The sequence below is a fragment of the Saccharothrix variisporea genome (assembly GCF_003634995.1).
GTDB lineage: Bacteria > Actinomycetota > Actinomycetes > Mycobacteriales > Pseudonocardiaceae > Actinosynnema > Actinosynnema variisporeum.
Genome location: NZ_RBXR01000001.1, coordinates 1,885,986 through 1,901,785, shown reverse-complemented (window position 1 = coordinate 1,901,785; position 15,800 = coordinate 1,885,986). Strand labels below are relative to the sequence as shown.

At 71.4% G+C, this 15,800-nt stretch carries 11 protein-coding genes; 5 read left to right on the top strand and 6 right to left on the bottom strand.

Annotated elements, in window-relative coordinates; translation table 11 throughout:
* Nucleotides 1-8 precede the first annotated feature (8 nt).
* The 3 genes from hydA to DFJ66_RS08045 are packed head-to-tail and all read right to left on the bottom strand — an operon-like array spanning nucleotide 9 to nucleotide 3,732.
* Nucleotides 9-1,394: a dihydropyrimidinase gene (gene hydA / locus DFJ66_RS08055; protein WP_121219440.1), complete on the bottom strand. Its 1,386-nt coding sequence runs from the start codon at nucleotides 1,392-1,394 to the stop codon at nucleotides 9-11.
* On the bottom strand, nucleotides 1,391-2,233 hold the full coding sequence (locus DFJ66_RS08050; RefSeq protein ID WP_121219438.1) for a nitrilase-related carbon-nitrogen hydrolase: 843 nt from the start codon (nucleotides 2,231-2,233) through the stop codon (nucleotides 1,391-1,393). The genes hydA and DFJ66_RS08050 overlap by 4 nt, the downstream gene beginning before the upstream one ends.
* A complete protein-coding gene (locus DFJ66_RS08045) occupies nucleotides 2,230-3,732 on the bottom strand; it encodes an NCS1 family nucleobase:cation symporter-1 (RefSeq protein WP_121219436.1) in 1,503 nt (500 codons plus the stop codon). The genes DFJ66_RS08050 and DFJ66_RS08045 overlap by 4 nt, the downstream gene beginning before the upstream one ends.
* Before the next feature lie 232 nt (nucleotides 3,733-3,964).
* Here DFJ66_RS08045 and DFJ66_RS08040 point away from each other — a divergent pair, with 232 nt between their 5' ends.
* Complete coding sequence (locus tag DFJ66_RS08040) at nucleotides 3,965-4,939, top strand: LysR family transcriptional regulator (RefSeq protein ID WP_121219434.1); 975 nt, start codon at nucleotides 3,965-3,967, stop codon at nucleotides 4,937-4,939.
* Nucleotides 4,940-5,040: 101 nt separating this feature from the next.
* The gene (locus DFJ66_RS08035) at nucleotides 5,041-6,450 is read left to right on the top strand and encodes a S1 family peptidase (RefSeq protein WP_121219432.1); all 1,410 of its coding nucleotides are present in this window, start codon (nucleotides 5,041-5,043) and stop codon (nucleotides 6,448-6,450) included.
* Between the two features lie 56 nt (nucleotides 6,451-6,506).
* On the opposite strand, the gene DFJ66_RS08030 is transcribed toward DFJ66_RS08035, so the two are convergent.
* The gene (locus DFJ66_RS08030; RefSeq protein WP_121219430.1) at nucleotides 6,507-8,576 is read right to left on the bottom strand and encodes an ATP-binding protein; all 2,070 of its coding nucleotides are present in this window, start codon (nucleotides 8,574-8,576) and stop codon (nucleotides 6,507-6,509) included.
* A gap of 128 nt (nucleotides 8,577-8,704) precedes the next feature.
* Between DFJ66_RS08030 and DFJ66_RS42540 the strand changes: the two genes are divergently transcribed.
* Nucleotides 8,705-9,148: a hypothetical protein gene (locus tag DFJ66_RS42540; RefSeq protein ID WP_170199201.1), complete on the top strand. Its 444-nt coding sequence runs from the start codon at nucleotides 8,705-8,707 to the stop codon at nucleotides 9,146-9,148.
* Nucleotides 9,149-9,189: 41 nt separating this feature from the next.
* Here the strand turns inward: DFJ66_RS42540 and DFJ66_RS08025 are convergent, their stop codons facing one another.
* Nucleotides 9,190-10,800, bottom strand: a complete 1,611-nt coding sequence (locus DFJ66_RS08025) for a PucR family transcriptional regulator (protein WP_121219428.1) — start codon at nucleotides 10,798-10,800, stop codon at nucleotides 9,190-9,192.
* A gap of 105 nt (nucleotides 10,801-10,905) precedes the next feature.
* On the opposite strand from DFJ66_RS08025, the gene DFJ66_RS08020 reads away from it, so the two are divergent.
* Both DFJ66_RS08020 and DFJ66_RS08015 read left to right on the top strand, forming a co-directional pair.
* Entirely contained in the window at nucleotides 10,906-12,189 is a 1,284-nt protein-coding gene (locus DFJ66_RS08020) for an aspartate aminotransferase family protein (protein ID WP_121230838.1), read from the top strand.
* The gene (locus tag DFJ66_RS08015; protein WP_121219426.1) at nucleotides 12,186-13,676 is read left to right on the top strand and encodes a CoA-acylating methylmalonate-semialdehyde dehydrogenase; all 1,491 of its coding nucleotides are present in this window, start codon (nucleotides 12,186-12,188) and stop codon (nucleotides 13,674-13,676) included. The genes DFJ66_RS08020 and DFJ66_RS08015 overlap by 4 nt, the downstream gene beginning before the upstream one ends.
* A gap of 46 nt (nucleotides 13,677-13,722) precedes the next feature.
* Here the strand turns inward: DFJ66_RS08015 and DFJ66_RS08010 are convergent, their stop codons facing one another.
* Nucleotides 13,723-15,783 (bottom strand): elongation factor G-like protein EF-G2, encoded by a 2,061-nt coding sequence (locus DFJ66_RS08010; RefSeq protein ID WP_121230836.1) that lies wholly within the window; start codon nucleotides 15,781-15,783, stop codon nucleotides 13,723-13,725.
* Between the last annotated feature and the right edge of the window lie 17 nt (nucleotides 15,784-15,800).

Here is a 15,800-nt window from a genome sequence, read left to right as displayed (position 1 = left end):
GTCACCCCTCACACCAGGTACTGGTTCAGGTCGCGGGACAGGAACCGGCCGTGGCCGGTCGAGCCGTGGAAGCCCGAGCCGTCCACGACGACCCGGCCGCGCGAGAGCACGGTGTCCACCCGGCCGGTGATCTCCATGCCCTCGTACGCGGAGTAGTCCACGTTCATGTGGTGCGTGGCCGCCGAGATCGTCTGGCGTGGTTTCGGGTCGTACACCACGAGGTCGGCGTCCGCACCGGGCGCCACGACACCCTTGCGCGGGTACAGGCCGAACATGCGCGCGGGCGTGGTCGAGCAGATCTCCACCCACCGCTCCACGCTGATCTCGCCCTTCACCACGCCCTGGTGCAGCAGGTCCATCCGGTGCTCGACGCCGGGGATCCCGTTGGGGATCTTGGAGAAGTCCCCGCGACCGAGCTCCTTCTGGTCCTTGAAGCAGAACGGGCAGTGGTCGGTCGACACCACCGACAGGTCGTTGGTGCGCAGGCCCCGCCACAGCTCGGACTGGTGCTCCTTGGGCCGCAGCGGGGGAGAGGCCACGTACTTCGAGCCCTCGAAGTCCGGTTTCGCCAGGTCCTCCAACGACAGGTACAGGTACTGCGGGCACGTTTCAGCGAACACGTTCTGCCCGGTGTCCCGCGCCTTGGTCACGGCGTCCAGCGCCTGCGCCGCCGACAGGTGCACGATGTAGAGCGGCGAGCCCGTCACGCGGGCCAGCGTGATCGCCCGCGAGGTCGCCTCGCCCTCCAGTTCGGCCGGCCGGGTCAGGCCGTGTTCCACCGGCTCGGTACGCCCCGACGCGAGCGCTTGCGCCACCAACTGGTCGATCGCGATGCCGTTCTCGGCGTGCATCATGATCGTGGACCCCGTCTCGCGCGCCTTCTGCATCGCGCGCAGGATCTCGCCGTCCGTGGCGTAGAAGACGCCGGGGTAGGCCATGAACATCTTGAACGTGTTCACGCCCGCCTCGACGCAGGACTCCATCTCCTTCAACGACGTGTCCGTCACGTCGGAGATGATCATGTGGAACCCGTAGTCGATCGCGCAGTTCCCGTCCGCCTTCGCGTGCCACTTGTCCAGGGTGGACAGCAGTGAGGTGCCCTTGGCCTGCACGGCGAAGTCGATGATGGTCGTCGTGCCGCCCCACGCCGCCGCCGTGGTGCCGGTGGCGAACGTGTCGGCGGAGAACGTGCCGCCGAAGGGCATCTCCATGTGGGTGTGCGCGTCGATCCCGCCGGGGATCACGTACTTCCCGGCAGCGTCCACCACTTCGTCGGCCTGCAAAGGAAAGCCGGGTGCGAGCAGCGCGGCGATCTTCTCGCCGTCCACCAGCACGTCCGCCGCGACGGCCCCGGTGGCGTTGACCACCAGGCCGCCCTTGATCAGCAAGGTCATGGCTTCACCAGCGATTCGTACGAGTCGGGGCGGCGGTCGCGGTAGAACGCCCACAGGTCGCGCACCTCGGCCAGCTTGTCCATGTCGAGGTCGCGCACGACGACCTCCTCCTCCGTGTCCGACGCCGCCTCGCCCACGAGCTGGCCGCGGGGGTCCACGAAGTACGACTGGCCGTAGAACTCGTTGTCCCCCAGCGGTTCCACGCCCACCCGGTTGATCGTGCCGACGTAGTACTCGTTGGCCACGGCCGCCGCCGGCTGCTCCAGCCGCCACAGGTACTCCGACAGCCCGCGCGAGGTCGCGGACGGGTTGAACACGATCTGCGCGCCGCCCAACCCCAGCGCCCGCCAGCCCTCGGGGAAGTGCCGCTCGTAGCAGATGTAGACGCCGACCTTGCCCACCGCCGTGTCGAACACCGGGTAACCCAGGTTGCCGGGCCGGAAGTAGAACTTCTCCCAGAACCCCTTCACCTGCGGGATGTGGTTCTTGCGGTGCTTGCCCAGGTAGGTGCCGTCCGCGTCGATCACGGCGGCGGTGTTGAAGTAGACGCCCGGCTGCTCCTGCTCGTACATCGGCACGACGAGCACGACGCCGTTCTGCTCGGCCACCTGGCACATCAGCTCGGTGGTCGGCCCGTCGGGGATCGCTTCGGTGTAGGAGTAGTAGTCCGCGTCTTGCACCTGGCAGAAGTACGGCCCGTAGAACAGCTCCTGCAGGCACACGACCTGCGCGCCCTGCGACGCGGCGGTGCGGACCGCTTCCACCGCGTTCGCGATCATCGACTCCTTGTCGCCGGTCCACTTCTGCTGGACCAGCCCGGCTCGGACGATGTTGCTCACGCGTGCTCCCTCCGCGGCGCAAGCGCCAGGTAGACGAGGAGGCCGCCGAGCAGGCCGACGACCCAGTTGTAGTCGTAGAGCGGTTTCAGCACCGGGATCAGCCCGTCCTGCGGGAACGGACCCCCGTACGCGCCGCCCACCGCGAGCACCGAGCCCACGGCGGTGGCCAGCACCGCCCGCCAGTTCCAGCCCGCGCGGAACCAGTAGGCGCCGCGCCCGGACAGGTACAGGTCGGGCAGCTCCAGCCGGGTCTTCGAGATCAGCCAGTAGCCCGCGACGAACACGCCGGCCACCGACGCCAGCAGGCCGCCGTAGAAGCCCAGCCAGGCGAAGATGTAGATGCTCGGGTCGGAGATCAGTCGCCACGGCTGGATCAGCACGCCGATCACGCCGGTGATCAGGCCGCCCAGCGCGAACGAGATCTTCTTCGGGAACGCGTTGGAGAAGTCATAGGACGGGCTGACCACGTTGGCCGCGAGGTTGGCCGAGATGGTCGCCAGCACCAGCGCGACCAGTGCCACCAGCACGACCGCGGTGGAGTCGAACCGGCTGGCCAGCGCCGCCGGGTCCCAGATCGCCTCGCCGTAGAGCGCCACCGCGCCGGACGTGGTCAGGATGGCCACCAGGGCGATGAACGACATCGTCGTGGGCAGCCCGAGCACCTGGCCGATCGCCTGCTTGCGCTGGCTGCCGCCGAACCGCGTGAAGTCGGGCATGTTCAGCGACAGCGTGGACCAGAACGCGATCATGCCCATCAGGGCCGGGAAGAACACCTTCCAGAACTCCGGGCCCCAGCCCAGCTTCGACGGCTCGGACAGGATCGGCCCGAACCCGCCCGCCTTGATCGCCACGTAGGCCAGCAGGATCAGGAACCCGACGCTGACCAGGGGCGCGGTCCAGTTCTCGAACCGGCGGATGGCGTCCATGCCGCGCCAGATCACCAGCATCTGCACCACCCAGAAGCCCAGGAAGCACAGCCACAGCGTCCACACCTGGCCCAGCACGACCGGCGCGTTCACCCAGCCGTCCCCGGCCAGCCGCCCGACGATGACGTGCAGCGCCTTGCCGCCCACCCACGTCTGGATGCCGAACCACGCGCACGCGATGAACGCCCGCAGCAACGCCACCAGGTTCGCGCCCCGCACCCCGTAGAACGCGCGGGCGAACACCGGGAACGGGATACCGTACTTCGTCCCGGCGTGGCTGTTGAGCAGCATGGGCACCAGCACGATCAGGTTGCCCAGGGTGATGGTCACGAACGCCTGCACCCAGTCCATCCCCAGCGCGACCAGCGACGCGGCCAGGGTGTAGCTGGGGATGTTGTGCGCCATGCCCATCCACAGCGCGAAGAAGTTGTAGGTGGTCCAGGTGCGCTGTTCGAGCGGCACGGGGGCCAGTTCGGGGTTGTAGTGCGGGCTGTCGGCGATGGCGGAGTGGTCGCGCAGCTCCACGCGGCCGTCAGGGTCGGATGTGACCTGGGTTGCGGAGTCGAGGGCCATCGGTCACTCCCCTGTTACGCTCGTGAAACACCGTGCACGCGGGCGAATCGGCGCGTTGTTCATCCCGGCATCCTCGGGTCGGCCCGCGTGCGAAGGGCAGTGTCAGAGTGTCCACGTTTGCCATGATCAGGGCACACTCTGTCCATTGCCACTCCGACCGGGCCTGTCAGCGGGGCCGGGACGCCCCCGGTGGCCCTCGACACCCCCGTTCACAGTCCCTACCTTCGGGTGGGTGAAGCTCGAACTGCGGCACCTGCGGGTGGTCTGCGCCATCGCCGACGCCGGCAGCCTGTCCAAGGCGTCCTCCGTGCTCGGACTGGCCCAACCCGCCCTCACCGCCCAACTGCACCGCATCGAAGGACTGCTCGGCGGCAAGCTGTTCGACCGCGACCACAAGGGCGCGCGACCCACCGCGCTGGGCGAACTGGTGCTCGAACGCGCCCGGGTGCTCCTGCCCGCGTTCTCCCGTTTGCAGGAGGACGCGCTGCGCCTGGTGGACGAGGACCAGCCGACCGACCGGTTCCGGGTGGGCGCGGTGAACGGGCCGATGCTCGGCGGCCTGGTGCACCGGCTGACCGAGGCCCACCCCGGCGCGCACGTCGGCACCCAGGTGTCCTGGTCGGGCGACGAGCTGGCGGCGGCGGTGGCGCAGGGGCGGCTGGACTACGTGCTGGTCGGGGTGTGCGGCGACGCGCCGCCGCCCTCGGAGTACGGGCTGACCTGGAGCGTGGTCGCCGTGGACCCGGTGTGCGTGCTGATCTCCGAGGACCACCCGCTGACCCTGCTGGACGAGGTGCCGCTGTCGGCGTTGAAGGACATGCAGTGGGCCGCGACCCCCGGTGACGGGTGCTTCGGCGACTGCTTCTCGGCGGCCTGCACGCGGGCCGGGTTCGCCCCGCGCACGCTGTACGAGGTGGACATCATGGGCTGCATCGACCTGGCGCAGTCCGGCGACGTGATCGCGTTGTGCCAGCCGACGTTCCGCCGCACGCCAGGCCTGGCCGTGCTGCCCCTCGCGGGCGTGCCGCTGCGGTGGCGGCACCTGATCGGCTGGGACCCGGAGAGCGCGGCGGCGGCGCTGGGGCCGCAGGTCCTGCGGTACGCGGCGGAGGCGTACCGGGAGAAGGCCGAGCGCAACCCCCGGTACACGGGCTGGCTCGCCGACCACCCGGAGTTCGGGGCGGTGCCGCACCACGCCGCCGTGTGACCCCATCAGCGGGTCTTATGACCGAAGCGGTATTACCGCGAACGGACGGGCGGAATTACTTTTCACGGGGAATCCCTGCACTCCCTTCGAGGAGAATCCCCATGTCAAGACTGTTGAGACCGCTCGTGGTCGCGGTTTTGGTAGCCGGCTTCGCGGCGAGCCCTGCTGTCGCCTCCCCGTCCCAGGACGCCGAGGTCCTGGCGGCGATCCAGCGCGACCTGGGACTGTCCGCCGAGCAGGCGACGGCCCGGTTGGCGGCGGACAAGGCGGCCGGCGCGAAGGCCGCCGACCTGCGCAAGCGGCTGGGCGACCGGTTCGGCGGGGCGTGGATCGACGCGTCCGGCGCCCTCCAGGTCGCCGTGACGGACGCGTCGGCGTTCGCCGGCGGCAAGGTGGTGGCACGCAGCGAACGCGAACTGGACCTCCTGAAGTCCAAGTTGGACGGTCGGGCGGCGGCGGCGCCGCGGTCGGTGCCCGGCTGGTACGTGGACGTGGCCACCAACTCGGTGGTCGTGAAGTCGCACCCGGCGAAGCTGGCGGCGGCACGGGCGTTCGTGGCGGCCAGCGGTGTCCCGGCGGCGGCGGTGCGGTACGTGACGACCGACGAGTCCCCGCGTCCCCTGATCGACGTCATCGGCGGCAACGCGTACTACATCGGCAGCGGCACGCGGTGCTCGGTGGGCTTCTCGGTCAACGGCGGCTTCATCACGGCCGGGCACTGCGGCACGACCGGCGCCACGACCACCAACCCCAGCGGCACGTTCCGCGGGTCGAGCTTCCCCGGCAACGACTACGCCTGGGTGCAGGTCGCGGCCGGCAACACCCCGCGCGGCCTGGTGAACAACTACTCCGGCGGCACGGTGTCCGTGGCCGGCTCGCAGGAGGCGGCCGTCGGCGCCACGGTCTGCCGCTCCGGCTCCACCACGGGCTGGCACTGCGGCACCATCCAGGCCCGCAACTCGTCGGTGACCTACCCGCAGGGCACGGTGACCGGCCTGATCCAGACGACGGTGTGCGCCGAACCCGGCGACTCCGGCGGCTCCCTGCTGGCCGGCACCCAGGCCCAGGGCGTGACCTCGGGCGGTTCGGGCGACTGCACCTCCGGCGGCACGACGTACTTCCAGCCGGTCAACGAGATCCTCCAGACCTACGGCCTGACCCTGGTGACCGGCGGCGGCGGCGACCCCAACCCGCCCACCGGCTGCTCGTCCGCGGAGGCCACGTACAACGGGTCGCTCGCGTCGGGCGGTCAGGCGTACCAGCCCAACGGCAGCTACTACCAGTCCACGGTCTCGGGCGCGCACGTCGGCTGCCTTGTCGGCCCGAGCGGCGCGGACTTCGACCTGTACCTGCAGAAGTGGAACGGCAGCTCGTGGGTCGTGGTGGCCAAGGGCGACAGCCCGGAGGCGAACGAGTCGGTGACCTACAACGGCACCCCGGGCTACTACCGCTACCAGGTCCACGCGTACAGCGGCTCGGGCTCGTACACCCTGGGCATCACCAACCCCTAGCCTCCAGGGCTTGGTGAGCAACGGTCCCGTGCCCCCGTCCCCCGGGCACGGGACCGTCACGCGTTCTCCAGCTTCGCGCGGACGACGGCGGCGTCGGGGTGACCGAGGTCGTCGAACACCTCGGCGGCCCGCTGCCAGGCGCTCCGTGCCGCGTCCACCTCGCCGAGAGCCGCGTGGATGTCGCCGAGCCGGTGCCACGACACCGATTCCCACCACCGGTCGCCGACCTCCCGGTAGAGCGCGATCGCCCGTTCGCAATGCGCTCTCGCCCGCGCCGGCTCGCCGAGCCGCAGGAGCGCGCGTGCCATGCCCTCGGCGGCGTCCGCGAGACCGGACTGGTCGTCGGAACCCGCGAGGACCTCCGCCACCCGGGCACAGCAGTGGTGCGCCGCCCGGTGGTCGCCCAGCTCCGACCACACCCTCCCGAGCTGGGCGAGCGCTCGTGCCTCCCGGATGCGGTGACCGGCACGCCGGGCCAGGTCGAGCGCGTCCTCCGCGTACGACCGCGCCATCTCGAGCTCACCGTCGCGCTCGTGCACCAGGCTGAGCGCTTCGTGGACGTGCGCCGCACCGGCGGGGTCCGTGGTGACCTCCAACGCCTCCTCCAGCCATCTCACCGCTTCTTGGCGTTGGCCGGCCAGGGTGCGGATGCGGCCCAGCACCAGCAGGCCCAGCGCCTCCGCGGCGCGGTCGCCCGTCGCTCGGGCGATCGAGAGCGCGGCGAGCTGGCTGAGCTCCCAATCCCGCCACTGCCCGACCCGCCCCAGGTAGGACGACAGCGCCCAGGGCAGCACGATCGCGTGGCGGTCGAACCCTTCCCGGGCAGCGAGGAAGAGCACCGCCATCAAGTTCGCGCGCTCGGCACCGAACCACTCCCAGGCCGCACCGCGGTCGGGTACGTCGGGCAGCACCACTCCCGGTGCGGGTCCGGGCAGCGCGATCGCGTCCCGGGACGGGTAGATGCGGCGCTCACCGGCGTAGCTGGTGTGCGTGTAGTGGTCGAGCAGGCGGACGATCGCCGAGCGCCGGTCGGCTGCGGCCTCGTCCTCCGCCGCCCGCTCGGCCGCGTACTCGTGCAGGAGGTCGTGGACCTGGAAGCGGTCGCCGGGCAGGGCGGTGAGCAGCGAGGCGCGGGTCAGGGCGGTGAGCAGCGTGCGTGTCGCGGCGAGCGGCAGGCCGGCCAGGCTCGCGGCGGCGGGGTGCGCGATGTCCCCGCCCGGGTGCAGGCCGAGCAGCCGGAAGAGCCTGGCTTCGCCGGGTGCCAGCGCGCGGTACGACGAGTCGAAGACCGCCCGCAGGTCGGTGTCCGGGCTGTCACCCGTGGACAGGTCGTCCAGGTCGGGCACCAGGTGGTCGAGCGGGCGGTGGGGCTCGGTGACCGCTCGCGCGCCGGCGATGGCCAGCGCCAGAGGCAGTCGGCCGCACCGGGCCACCAGGCGGTCGACGGCCTCGTCGTCGGTGACGCGGGGATCGGTGAGGCGGGCGGTCAGCAGCGTGCGGGACTCCTGTGCGGACAAGCGGTCCAGCGGGAGGTGGTCAGCCTGTTCGCGCGCGATCAGGCTGTCCAGGCGGTATCGGCTGGTGATCAGGACGGCGCTGGTCGGGCTGCCGGGCAGCAGTGGGCGGACCTGGTCGGCCGCGCGGGCGTTGTCGAGCAGCACGAGCATCCGCCGGTCCCGGATCAGGCTGCGGTACAAGGCCGCCTGGGCGTCGACGCCGGCGGGGACGCGCTCGGCGGGCACGCGGAAGGCGTCGAGGAAGTCCCGCACCACGGTCGCGGGGGGCACGGCGTCACCGGGGCCGAAGCCGCGCAGGTTCGCGTAGAGGACACCGTCGGGGAAGCGGTGCAGTTCCCGATGCGCCCAGTGGACCGCCAGCGTGGTCTTCCCCATGCCGCCCGTGCCGCTGATCGCCGCGATGGGGAGTGCGGTCCCGCGGTCGAGGTGTGCCGTCAGGAGAGCGAGTTCCGCTGCCCGTCCGACGAAGTGGGGCACGTCCGGCGGCAGTTGGTTGATCGGTGCGGGCGGTGTGGGCGGGTGGAAGTGGATGTTGCCGGTGATGGTGCCCGCCTGCACGACCGGGCCGGACGGGGAGCCGGTGAGGGAGTTGGACAAGTCGCCGTCCACAAGAGGCCTCGTTCGGGTGACGTAGGTGCACGGAGCGTCAGTCACCCTATTGAGCGGGTGTGGAAAACGGGGGTGGGTGCCGATGTCGGAGAGGTCAAGTGATCGGTCCCCAAAAGGTTAGGAAAATCGTGTCTGCACACCGCACCCGCGGAATCCTGCGTGCCGCCGCTCTCCTCGCCGTCGGTGCCTCGCCGCTGATGGCCGGTGCCGCTTCGGCGGCCGAGGTGCCCGACCTCGCCGAGGGCAAGCTGGGTGAAGCTCCGAAGGTCGACAACGACGTCACCAGGCCGGTGACCGACCTCCTCGACGGCAAGACCCTCAAGCTGCCGGTCTCGCTGCCCCAGGCCCAGGCCGCCCTCCAGACCTCGGACCTGCCGGTCGAGGCGCCCACGGCGCCGGAGGTCGAGGGAGAGCGCAGCCTGACCAACGGCGTCGCGCTGCCGGCCACCCCGAACGCGATCGCCCCACCGGAGATCAAGCTGCCCAACGTGCAGCAGCCGAAGCTGCCGGACGTCCCGACCGCGCTGCCGGACGTGGCCAAGCCGCCGGTGGACGCGCCCGAGGAGGGCTGAGCGAACCGTGCGGGGCCGTCCACGGCGGCCCCGCACGAAGGTCAGTCGGCCATCTCGCGCACGAGCAGGGCCACGTACAGCGAGAGCACCGACTCCGGGTCCTCCAGCGACACCCCCAGCACCTGCTCGATCCGCCCCAACTGCTGGTAGTACGCCGTTCGCGAGAGGTGCGCCGCCGCGGCCGCCGCCGACTTGTTGCCCCCGTGCTCGCAGTAGCACCGCAGCAGCTCCAGCAACCGGCTGCCCTGGCCCTCGTCCCGCGTGACCAGCGCACCCAGTTCCCGCTCCGCGAACGCCCGCACCCGCTCGTCGTCGCGCAACAGGTGCAGCAGGCCGCGCAGCCGGACGTCGTCGAGCCGGTGGTACAGCCGGGTCCCGGGTGACCGCAGTGCCGCGCCGGCGATGTGCGCGGCTTCCCCGAGGCTGCGCCGCACGTCCGGCACCGAGGACACCGTCGTCCCCACGGCCATCACGACGGGCAGCGCGTGCTGGGTCGCGGCGGCGGTCCGGTGCACTTCCCGCGCCAGTCGCCGCAGCACACCCTCCAGCCCGGCGGCGGGCGGCAGCGACAGCAGAGCGCGCACCGAGGTGTCGTCCACGACCCCGACCAAAGCAGGCACGGTCACCCGCCGGGTCGCCAGAGCCGTCGCCTCCGCCAAGTCCCGCAGCACCTCCTGGGTCGCGAGCGCTTGCGCGGGCACCGAGGCGGTACCGGGTCGGATCGCGACCCCGACCAGCTGCCGTCGCTCCAGGGGCACGCCCAACGCCGCCGCCCGCGCGGGCAGGTCGTGCGGCGGGTGGCCGAGGAGCTGGGTCAGCAACGTCCGGTGGGTCTGGCGTTCCAGCGACTCCCGGTCCCGCGCCACCAACCGGTGCACCGCCAGCGCCGACGCCGCCCGTTCGGCCACCACGACCAGGCGGTGCGGCGGCGGTTCCGGGGTCACGACCACCAACCGGCCCCAGTCCGCGCCGCGCGCCCCGACGACGGTCACCAGCCAGCCCGCACCTTCGTGGTACGCCGTCCGCTCCGGCACGGTCACCGCGTGCGACCGCGTGCCCCAGTCGGCGAGCAGCGCGGTCGGGTCCTGACCGGCGGCGTCGTAGGCGAGCACCTCGTGACCGAGGGTCTCCAGCACCACGGGCAGCCCGGACGTCCGCGCCACCTCGCGCAGCACCTCCGCCGGCTCCGCGCCCGCGACGGTCAGCGCCGTGAACGTCTCGTGCACCTGCTCGGCCGCCCGCAGCTCGGCGAGCTGGGCGTCCACGATCAGCGACACCACGGCCTCGGTCACCGCCACGAACCGCGTCTCCCGCGCGAGCGCCACCAGCGGCAGCCCGTGCCGCTCGGCGGCGGCCACCAACGCGCCCGGCACCCCGTCGCTCCACCGCCGCACCAGCTCCACGACCAGCCCCGACGCGCCCACGTCCGCCAGGTCGTCCACGTACTTGCGCAGCCCCACCGGGTCGTCGGGCAGCGCGATCCCGGTGGTCAGCACCAGCTCGCCGCCGCGCAGCAGGTGGGCGATGTCGGCGACCTCGGCCGCGTGCACCCACCTGACCCGCCGCTGCATGCCGGCCGCGCCCGCGAGCACCCTGGGCTCGCCGCGCCGGACCACGGGCAGGGCCAGGGCTTCCGCCACCGTGGGGTACATGGACACAACGTAATGCGAAGACCCGAAAAGCGGTACAGGTTGTCCATGGCGGGCATCGCGCGGTCCCACCAGACTTCCGAGCAGGGACCCGACGAGGAGGACGCGATGTCACCCACCGAAGGTGATCAGCTGTTGACCCGGCACCGGGCGGTGATGCCGAAGTGGCTCGCCCTCTACTACGAGAACCCCATCGAGCTGGCCAGCGCCTCCGGCCGGCGGGTCACCGACCGTGACGGCCGCACCTACCTGGACTTCTTCGCGGGCATCCTGACCAACGCGATCGGCTACGACGTGGCCGAGATCAGCGACGCGATCCGGTCCCAGCTCGCCACCGGCGTCCTGCACACCTCCACGCTGTACCTGATCCGGTCCCAGGTCGAGCTGGCGGAGAAGATCGCGGAGCTGTCGGGCATCCCGGACGCCAAGGTGTTCTTCACCAACTCCGGCACCGAGGCCAACGAGACCGCGCTCATGCTGGCCACCCAGTTCCGCCGCAGCGACCAGGTCCTCGCGCTGCGCAACTCCTACCACGGCCGCTCGTTCGCCAGCCAGGCGATCACCGGCAACCGGGGCTGGTCGGCGTCCTCGCTCAGCCCGGTGAAGGTGAGCTGGGTGCACGGCGGCTACCGGTTCCGCAGCCCCTTCAAGGACTACTCCGACGCCGACTACATCAAGGCGTGCGTCGCCGACCTGCGCGAGGTCATCGAGACCACCACCGCCGGCGACGTCGCCTGCATGATCGCCGAGCCGATCCAGGGCGTAGGCGGCTTCGCGACCCCGCCGGACGGGTTGTTCACCGCCTTCAAGGAAGTCCTCGACGAGTACGGCATCCTGTTCATCTCCGACGAGGTGCAGACCGGCTGGGGCCGCATCGGCTCGCACTTCTGGGGCATCCAGGCGCACGGCGTGGTCCCCGACGCGATGACCTTCGCCAAGGGCCTGGGCAACGGCCTGGCCATCGGCGGCGTGGTCGCGCGCGGCGACCTGATGGACTGCATCACCGCCAACTCCATCTCCACCTTCGGCGGCAACCCGGTGTCCACCACCGGCGCGCTGGCGACGCTGAACTTCCTGCTGGACAACGACTTGCAGCAGAACGCGGAGAAGATGGGCGAGCGGCTCATCGACGGTCTGCGCACCATCGCCGAGGACCGCCCGGCGGTCGGGGACGTGCGCGGCAAGGGCCTGATGGTGGGCGTCGAACTGGTCGGACCGGCCGGTGAACCGGACCCGAAGAAGGCCGCCGGCGTGCTGGAAGGCGCGCGAGAGCGCGGGTTGCTGGTCGGCAAGGGCGGGTTGTACGGCAACGTGATCCGGCTGGCGCCGCCGATGACGGTGACCGAGGAAGAAGTCGAGGAAGCACTGGGCATCCTGGGAGACGTGCTGTGACCATCACCCACTGGATCGGCGGTAAGTCGTGGCAGGGCGAAGGAGCGCGGACCGGTGACGTCTACGACCCGGCGACCGGGCAGGTGGCGAACCGGGTGGACTTCGCTGACGCGTCCACTGTGGACGAAGCGGTCGCGGCGGCGCGGGAGGCGTTCACCGTGTGGCGCGGCGCTTCTCTGGCGCAGCGGGCCAACGTCATGTTCGCGTTCCGGGAGCTGCTGAACGCGCGCAAGTCCGAGTTGGCGGCGATCGTGACCGCCGAGCACGGCAAGGTGCTCTCCGACGCCGCGGGCGAGGTGCAGCGGGCGCTGGAGGCGGTCGAGTTCGCGTGCGGCATCCCGCACCTGCTCAAGGGCGGGTTCAGCGAGAACGCCTCCACGAAGGTGGACGTCTACTCCATCCAGCAGCCGCTGGGGGTGGTGGGCGTGATCTCGCCGTTCAACTTCCCCGCCATGGTGCCGCTGTGGTTCGTGCCCAACGCGATCGCGTGCGGGAACACCGTCGTGCTCAAGCCCTCGGAGAAGGACCCTTCGGCGTCGGTGTTCATCGCGGAGTTGTTCGCCGAGGCCGGGTTGCCCGACGGCGTGCTGAACGTCGTGCACGGTGACAAGGTGGCCGTGGACCGGCTGCTGGAGCACCCGGACGTCAAGGCGGTGTCGTTCGTGGGGTCGACGCCGATCGCCCGGTACGTCTACGAGACCGGGACCCGGCACGGCAAGCGCGTGCAGGCGCTGGGCGGGGCCAAGAACCACATGGTCGTGCTGCCCGACGCGGACCTCGACCTGGCGGCGGACGCGGCGGTGTCCGCCGGGTTCGGGTCGGCGGGGGAGCGGTGCATGGCGATCTCGGTCGTGGTCGCGGTGGACCCCGTGGGCGACGAGTTGGTGGCCAAGATCAAGGAACGCATCGCCCGGCTGCACGTGGGCGACGGTCGTCGGCCGGGCTGCGAGATGGGGCCGCTGGTGACCGGGGCGCACCGGGATCGAGTGGTGTCCTATGTGGACGCCGGTGTGGCCGAAGGTGCATCGCTGGTGGTGGACGGGCGTGGGCACCCGATCGACGGGGAGGCGGACGGGTTCTGGCTGGGGCCGACCCTGTTCGACCACGTCGGGACGGACATGTCGATCTACCGGGACGAGATCTTCGGGCCGGTGCTGTCGGTGATGCGGACCTCGACGTACGACGACGCCGTGGAGGTGGTCAACGCCAACCCGTACGGCAACGGGACGGCGATCTTCACCAACGACGGCGGTGCCGCGCGGCGGTTCCAGAACGAGGTCGAGGTGGGGATGGTCGGCGTGAACGTGCCGATCCCGGTGCCGGTGGCCTATTACTCGTTCGGCGGCTGGAAGGACTCGCTGTTCGGCGACTCGCACGCCTACGGGCCGGAGGGCGTCCACTTCTTCACCCGCACCAAGGTCGTGACCGGCCGGTGGCTCGACCCGTCGCACGGCGGCGTGAACCTGGGCTTCCCGCAGAACACCTGAGCACGAACCGCCCCCGACCGTCACGCGGCGGTCGGGGGCGGTCGCGTCACTTGGCTTGGGCGGCCAGGGACTGGGGGAGGGGGTCGTAGCGGCAGAAGTGGCGGGTGTAGGTGCCGGTGCCCGAGGTCAGGGAACGCAGTTCGATCGCGTACCTCAGCAGTTCGGTCTGGGGGACCTCGGCGCGGATGACCGTGTAGCCGGCGGTGTCGGCCTCGGTGCCCAGGACCCGCCCGCGGCGGCCGGACAGGTCGCCCAGGACGGTGCCCAGGTGCTCGTCGGGCAGGCGGATGGCCACTTCGTCCATCGGCTCCAGCAGCTGGATCTTGCCGTTCGCGGCGGCGTCCTTGAGGGCCAGGGAGCCCGCGGTCTGGAAGGCCGCGTCGGAGGAGTCGACCGAGTGGGCCTTGCCGTCCACCAACGTGACCTTGATGTCCACGACCGGGTAGCCGCCGTGCAGGCCGCGTTCGAGCTGGGCCCGGACGCCCTTCTCCACGCTGGGGATGAACTGGTTCGGGATCGCGCCGCCCACGATCTTGTCCACGAACTGGAAGCCCGAGCCGCGCGGCAGGGGTTCGACGACGATGTCGCAGACGGCGTACTGGCCGTGCCCGCCGGACTGCTTGACGTGCCGGCCGTGGCCCTTGGACTGCGCGGCGAAGGTCTCCCGCAGCGCCACGCGGACCGGTTCGGTGTCCACCTCGGCGCCGCCGGCGCGCAACCGGGCCAGGACGACGTCCGCGTGTGCTTCGCCCATGCACCACAGGACGAGTTGGTGGGTCTCGGCGTTGCGCTCCAGGCGCAGGGTCGGGTCGCCGGCGACCAGCTTGCTCAGGTTGCGGGCCAGGTTGTCCTCGTCGCTGCGGGACCGGGGGACGACCGCGACCGGGAGCAGGGGTTCGGGCATCTCCCACGGGGTCATCAGGAGCGGTTTCTCGGGGGCGGAGACGGTGTCGCCGGTCTCCGCCGAGCCGAGCTTGGTCAGCGCGCACAGGTCGCCCGCCACGCAGTAGGGGACCTCGCGGAGGTTGGCGCCCAGCGGTGAGTAGACGTGGGCCACGCGCTCGTCGGCGTCGTGGTCCTCGTGGCCGCGGTCGGCCATGCCGTGCCCGGAGACGTGCACCGGGCGTTCGGGGCGCAGGGTGCCGGAGAAGACCCGGACCAGGGACACGCGGCCGACGTAGGAGTCGACGGCGGTGCGCACGACCTCGGCGACCAGCGGGCCGTCCGGGTCCGCGGCCAGGCGGGGCTGCGGGATCCCGTCCAGGCCGGTCACGTCCGGCAGCGGGTGCTCCAGCGGCGACGGGAACGCGCGGGAGATGCCGTCGAGCAGCTCGGTCAGGCCTTGGCCGGTCAGCGCGCACACCGGCATGACCGGGTGGAACGAGCCGCGCGCCACCGCGGTCTCGAGGTCGGCGACCAGGGTCGCCTGGTCGACCTCCTCGCCGGCCAGGTAGCGGTCCATGAGGGTCTCGTCCTCGCTCTCGGCGATGATCCCCTCGATCAGGGCGTTGCGCTGCTCCTCGTAGCGCGGGTCGTCCGTGGTGAGCAGGTTGACCAGGGTGTCGCCCTCACCCGGCAGGTACAGCGGGACCACCCCGGCGCCGAAGGCCTCCTGGCAGGCCGCGATCTCGGCCGTCACGTCGGCCCGGTGGTGGTCGGTGCGGGCGATCACCACGGCCCGCGGCATGCCGACCGCCGCGCACTCCTCCCACAGCGCGATGGTCGACGCGTCCACGCCCTCGGCGGCGCTGACCACGAACAGCGCCGCGTCGGCGGCGCGCAACCCGGCGCGCAGCTCACCGACGAAGTCGGCGTACCCGGGCGTGTCGATCAGGTTGATCTTCACGTCCCCGTGCTGGACGGGGGCGACGGCCAGCCCGACCGACCGCTGCTGCCGGACGGCGGCGGGGTCGTGGTCGCAGACCGTGTTGCCCTCGGTGACCGACCCGGCTCGGGTCAGGACGCCGGTGGTGGCGAGCAGGGCCTCGGTGAGCGTCGTCTTGCCGGAGCCGGACGGGCCGACCAGCACGACGTTGCGGACCTTGGCCGGGTCGTCCACAGCGACCGCGCCTGCCGAGTGGCCGTTGTCGGAGGTTTTCGTTGCCATGGTGACCACCCTCCACA

Excerpts from the sequence above, each read along its gene's own strand:
- DFJ66_RS08025 (WP_121219428.1), bottom strand. The coding sequence starts at position 10,800 with ATGTACCCCACGGTGGCGGAAGCCCTGGCCCTGCCCGTGGTCCGGCGC.
- DFJ66_RS08020 (WP_121230838.1), top strand. The coding sequence starts at position 10,906 with ATGTCACCCACCGAAGGTGATCAGCTGTTGACCCGGCACCGGGCGGTG.
- DFJ66_RS08035 (WP_121219432.1), top strand. The coding sequence starts at position 5,041 with ATGTCAAGACTGTTGAGACCGCTCGTGGTCGCGGTTTTGGTAGCCGGC.
- DFJ66_RS08045 (WP_121219436.1), bottom strand. The coding sequence starts at position 3,732 with ATGGCCCTCGACTCCGCAACCCAGGTCACATCCGACCCTGACGGCCGC.
- DFJ66_RS08010 (WP_121230836.1), bottom strand. The coding sequence starts at position 15,783 with ATGGCAACGAAAACCTCCGACAACGGCCACTCGGCAGGCGCGGTCGCT.
- hydA (WP_121219440.1), bottom strand. The coding sequence starts at position 1,394 with ATGACCTTGCTGATCAAGGGCGGCCTGGTGGTCAACGCCACCGGGGCC.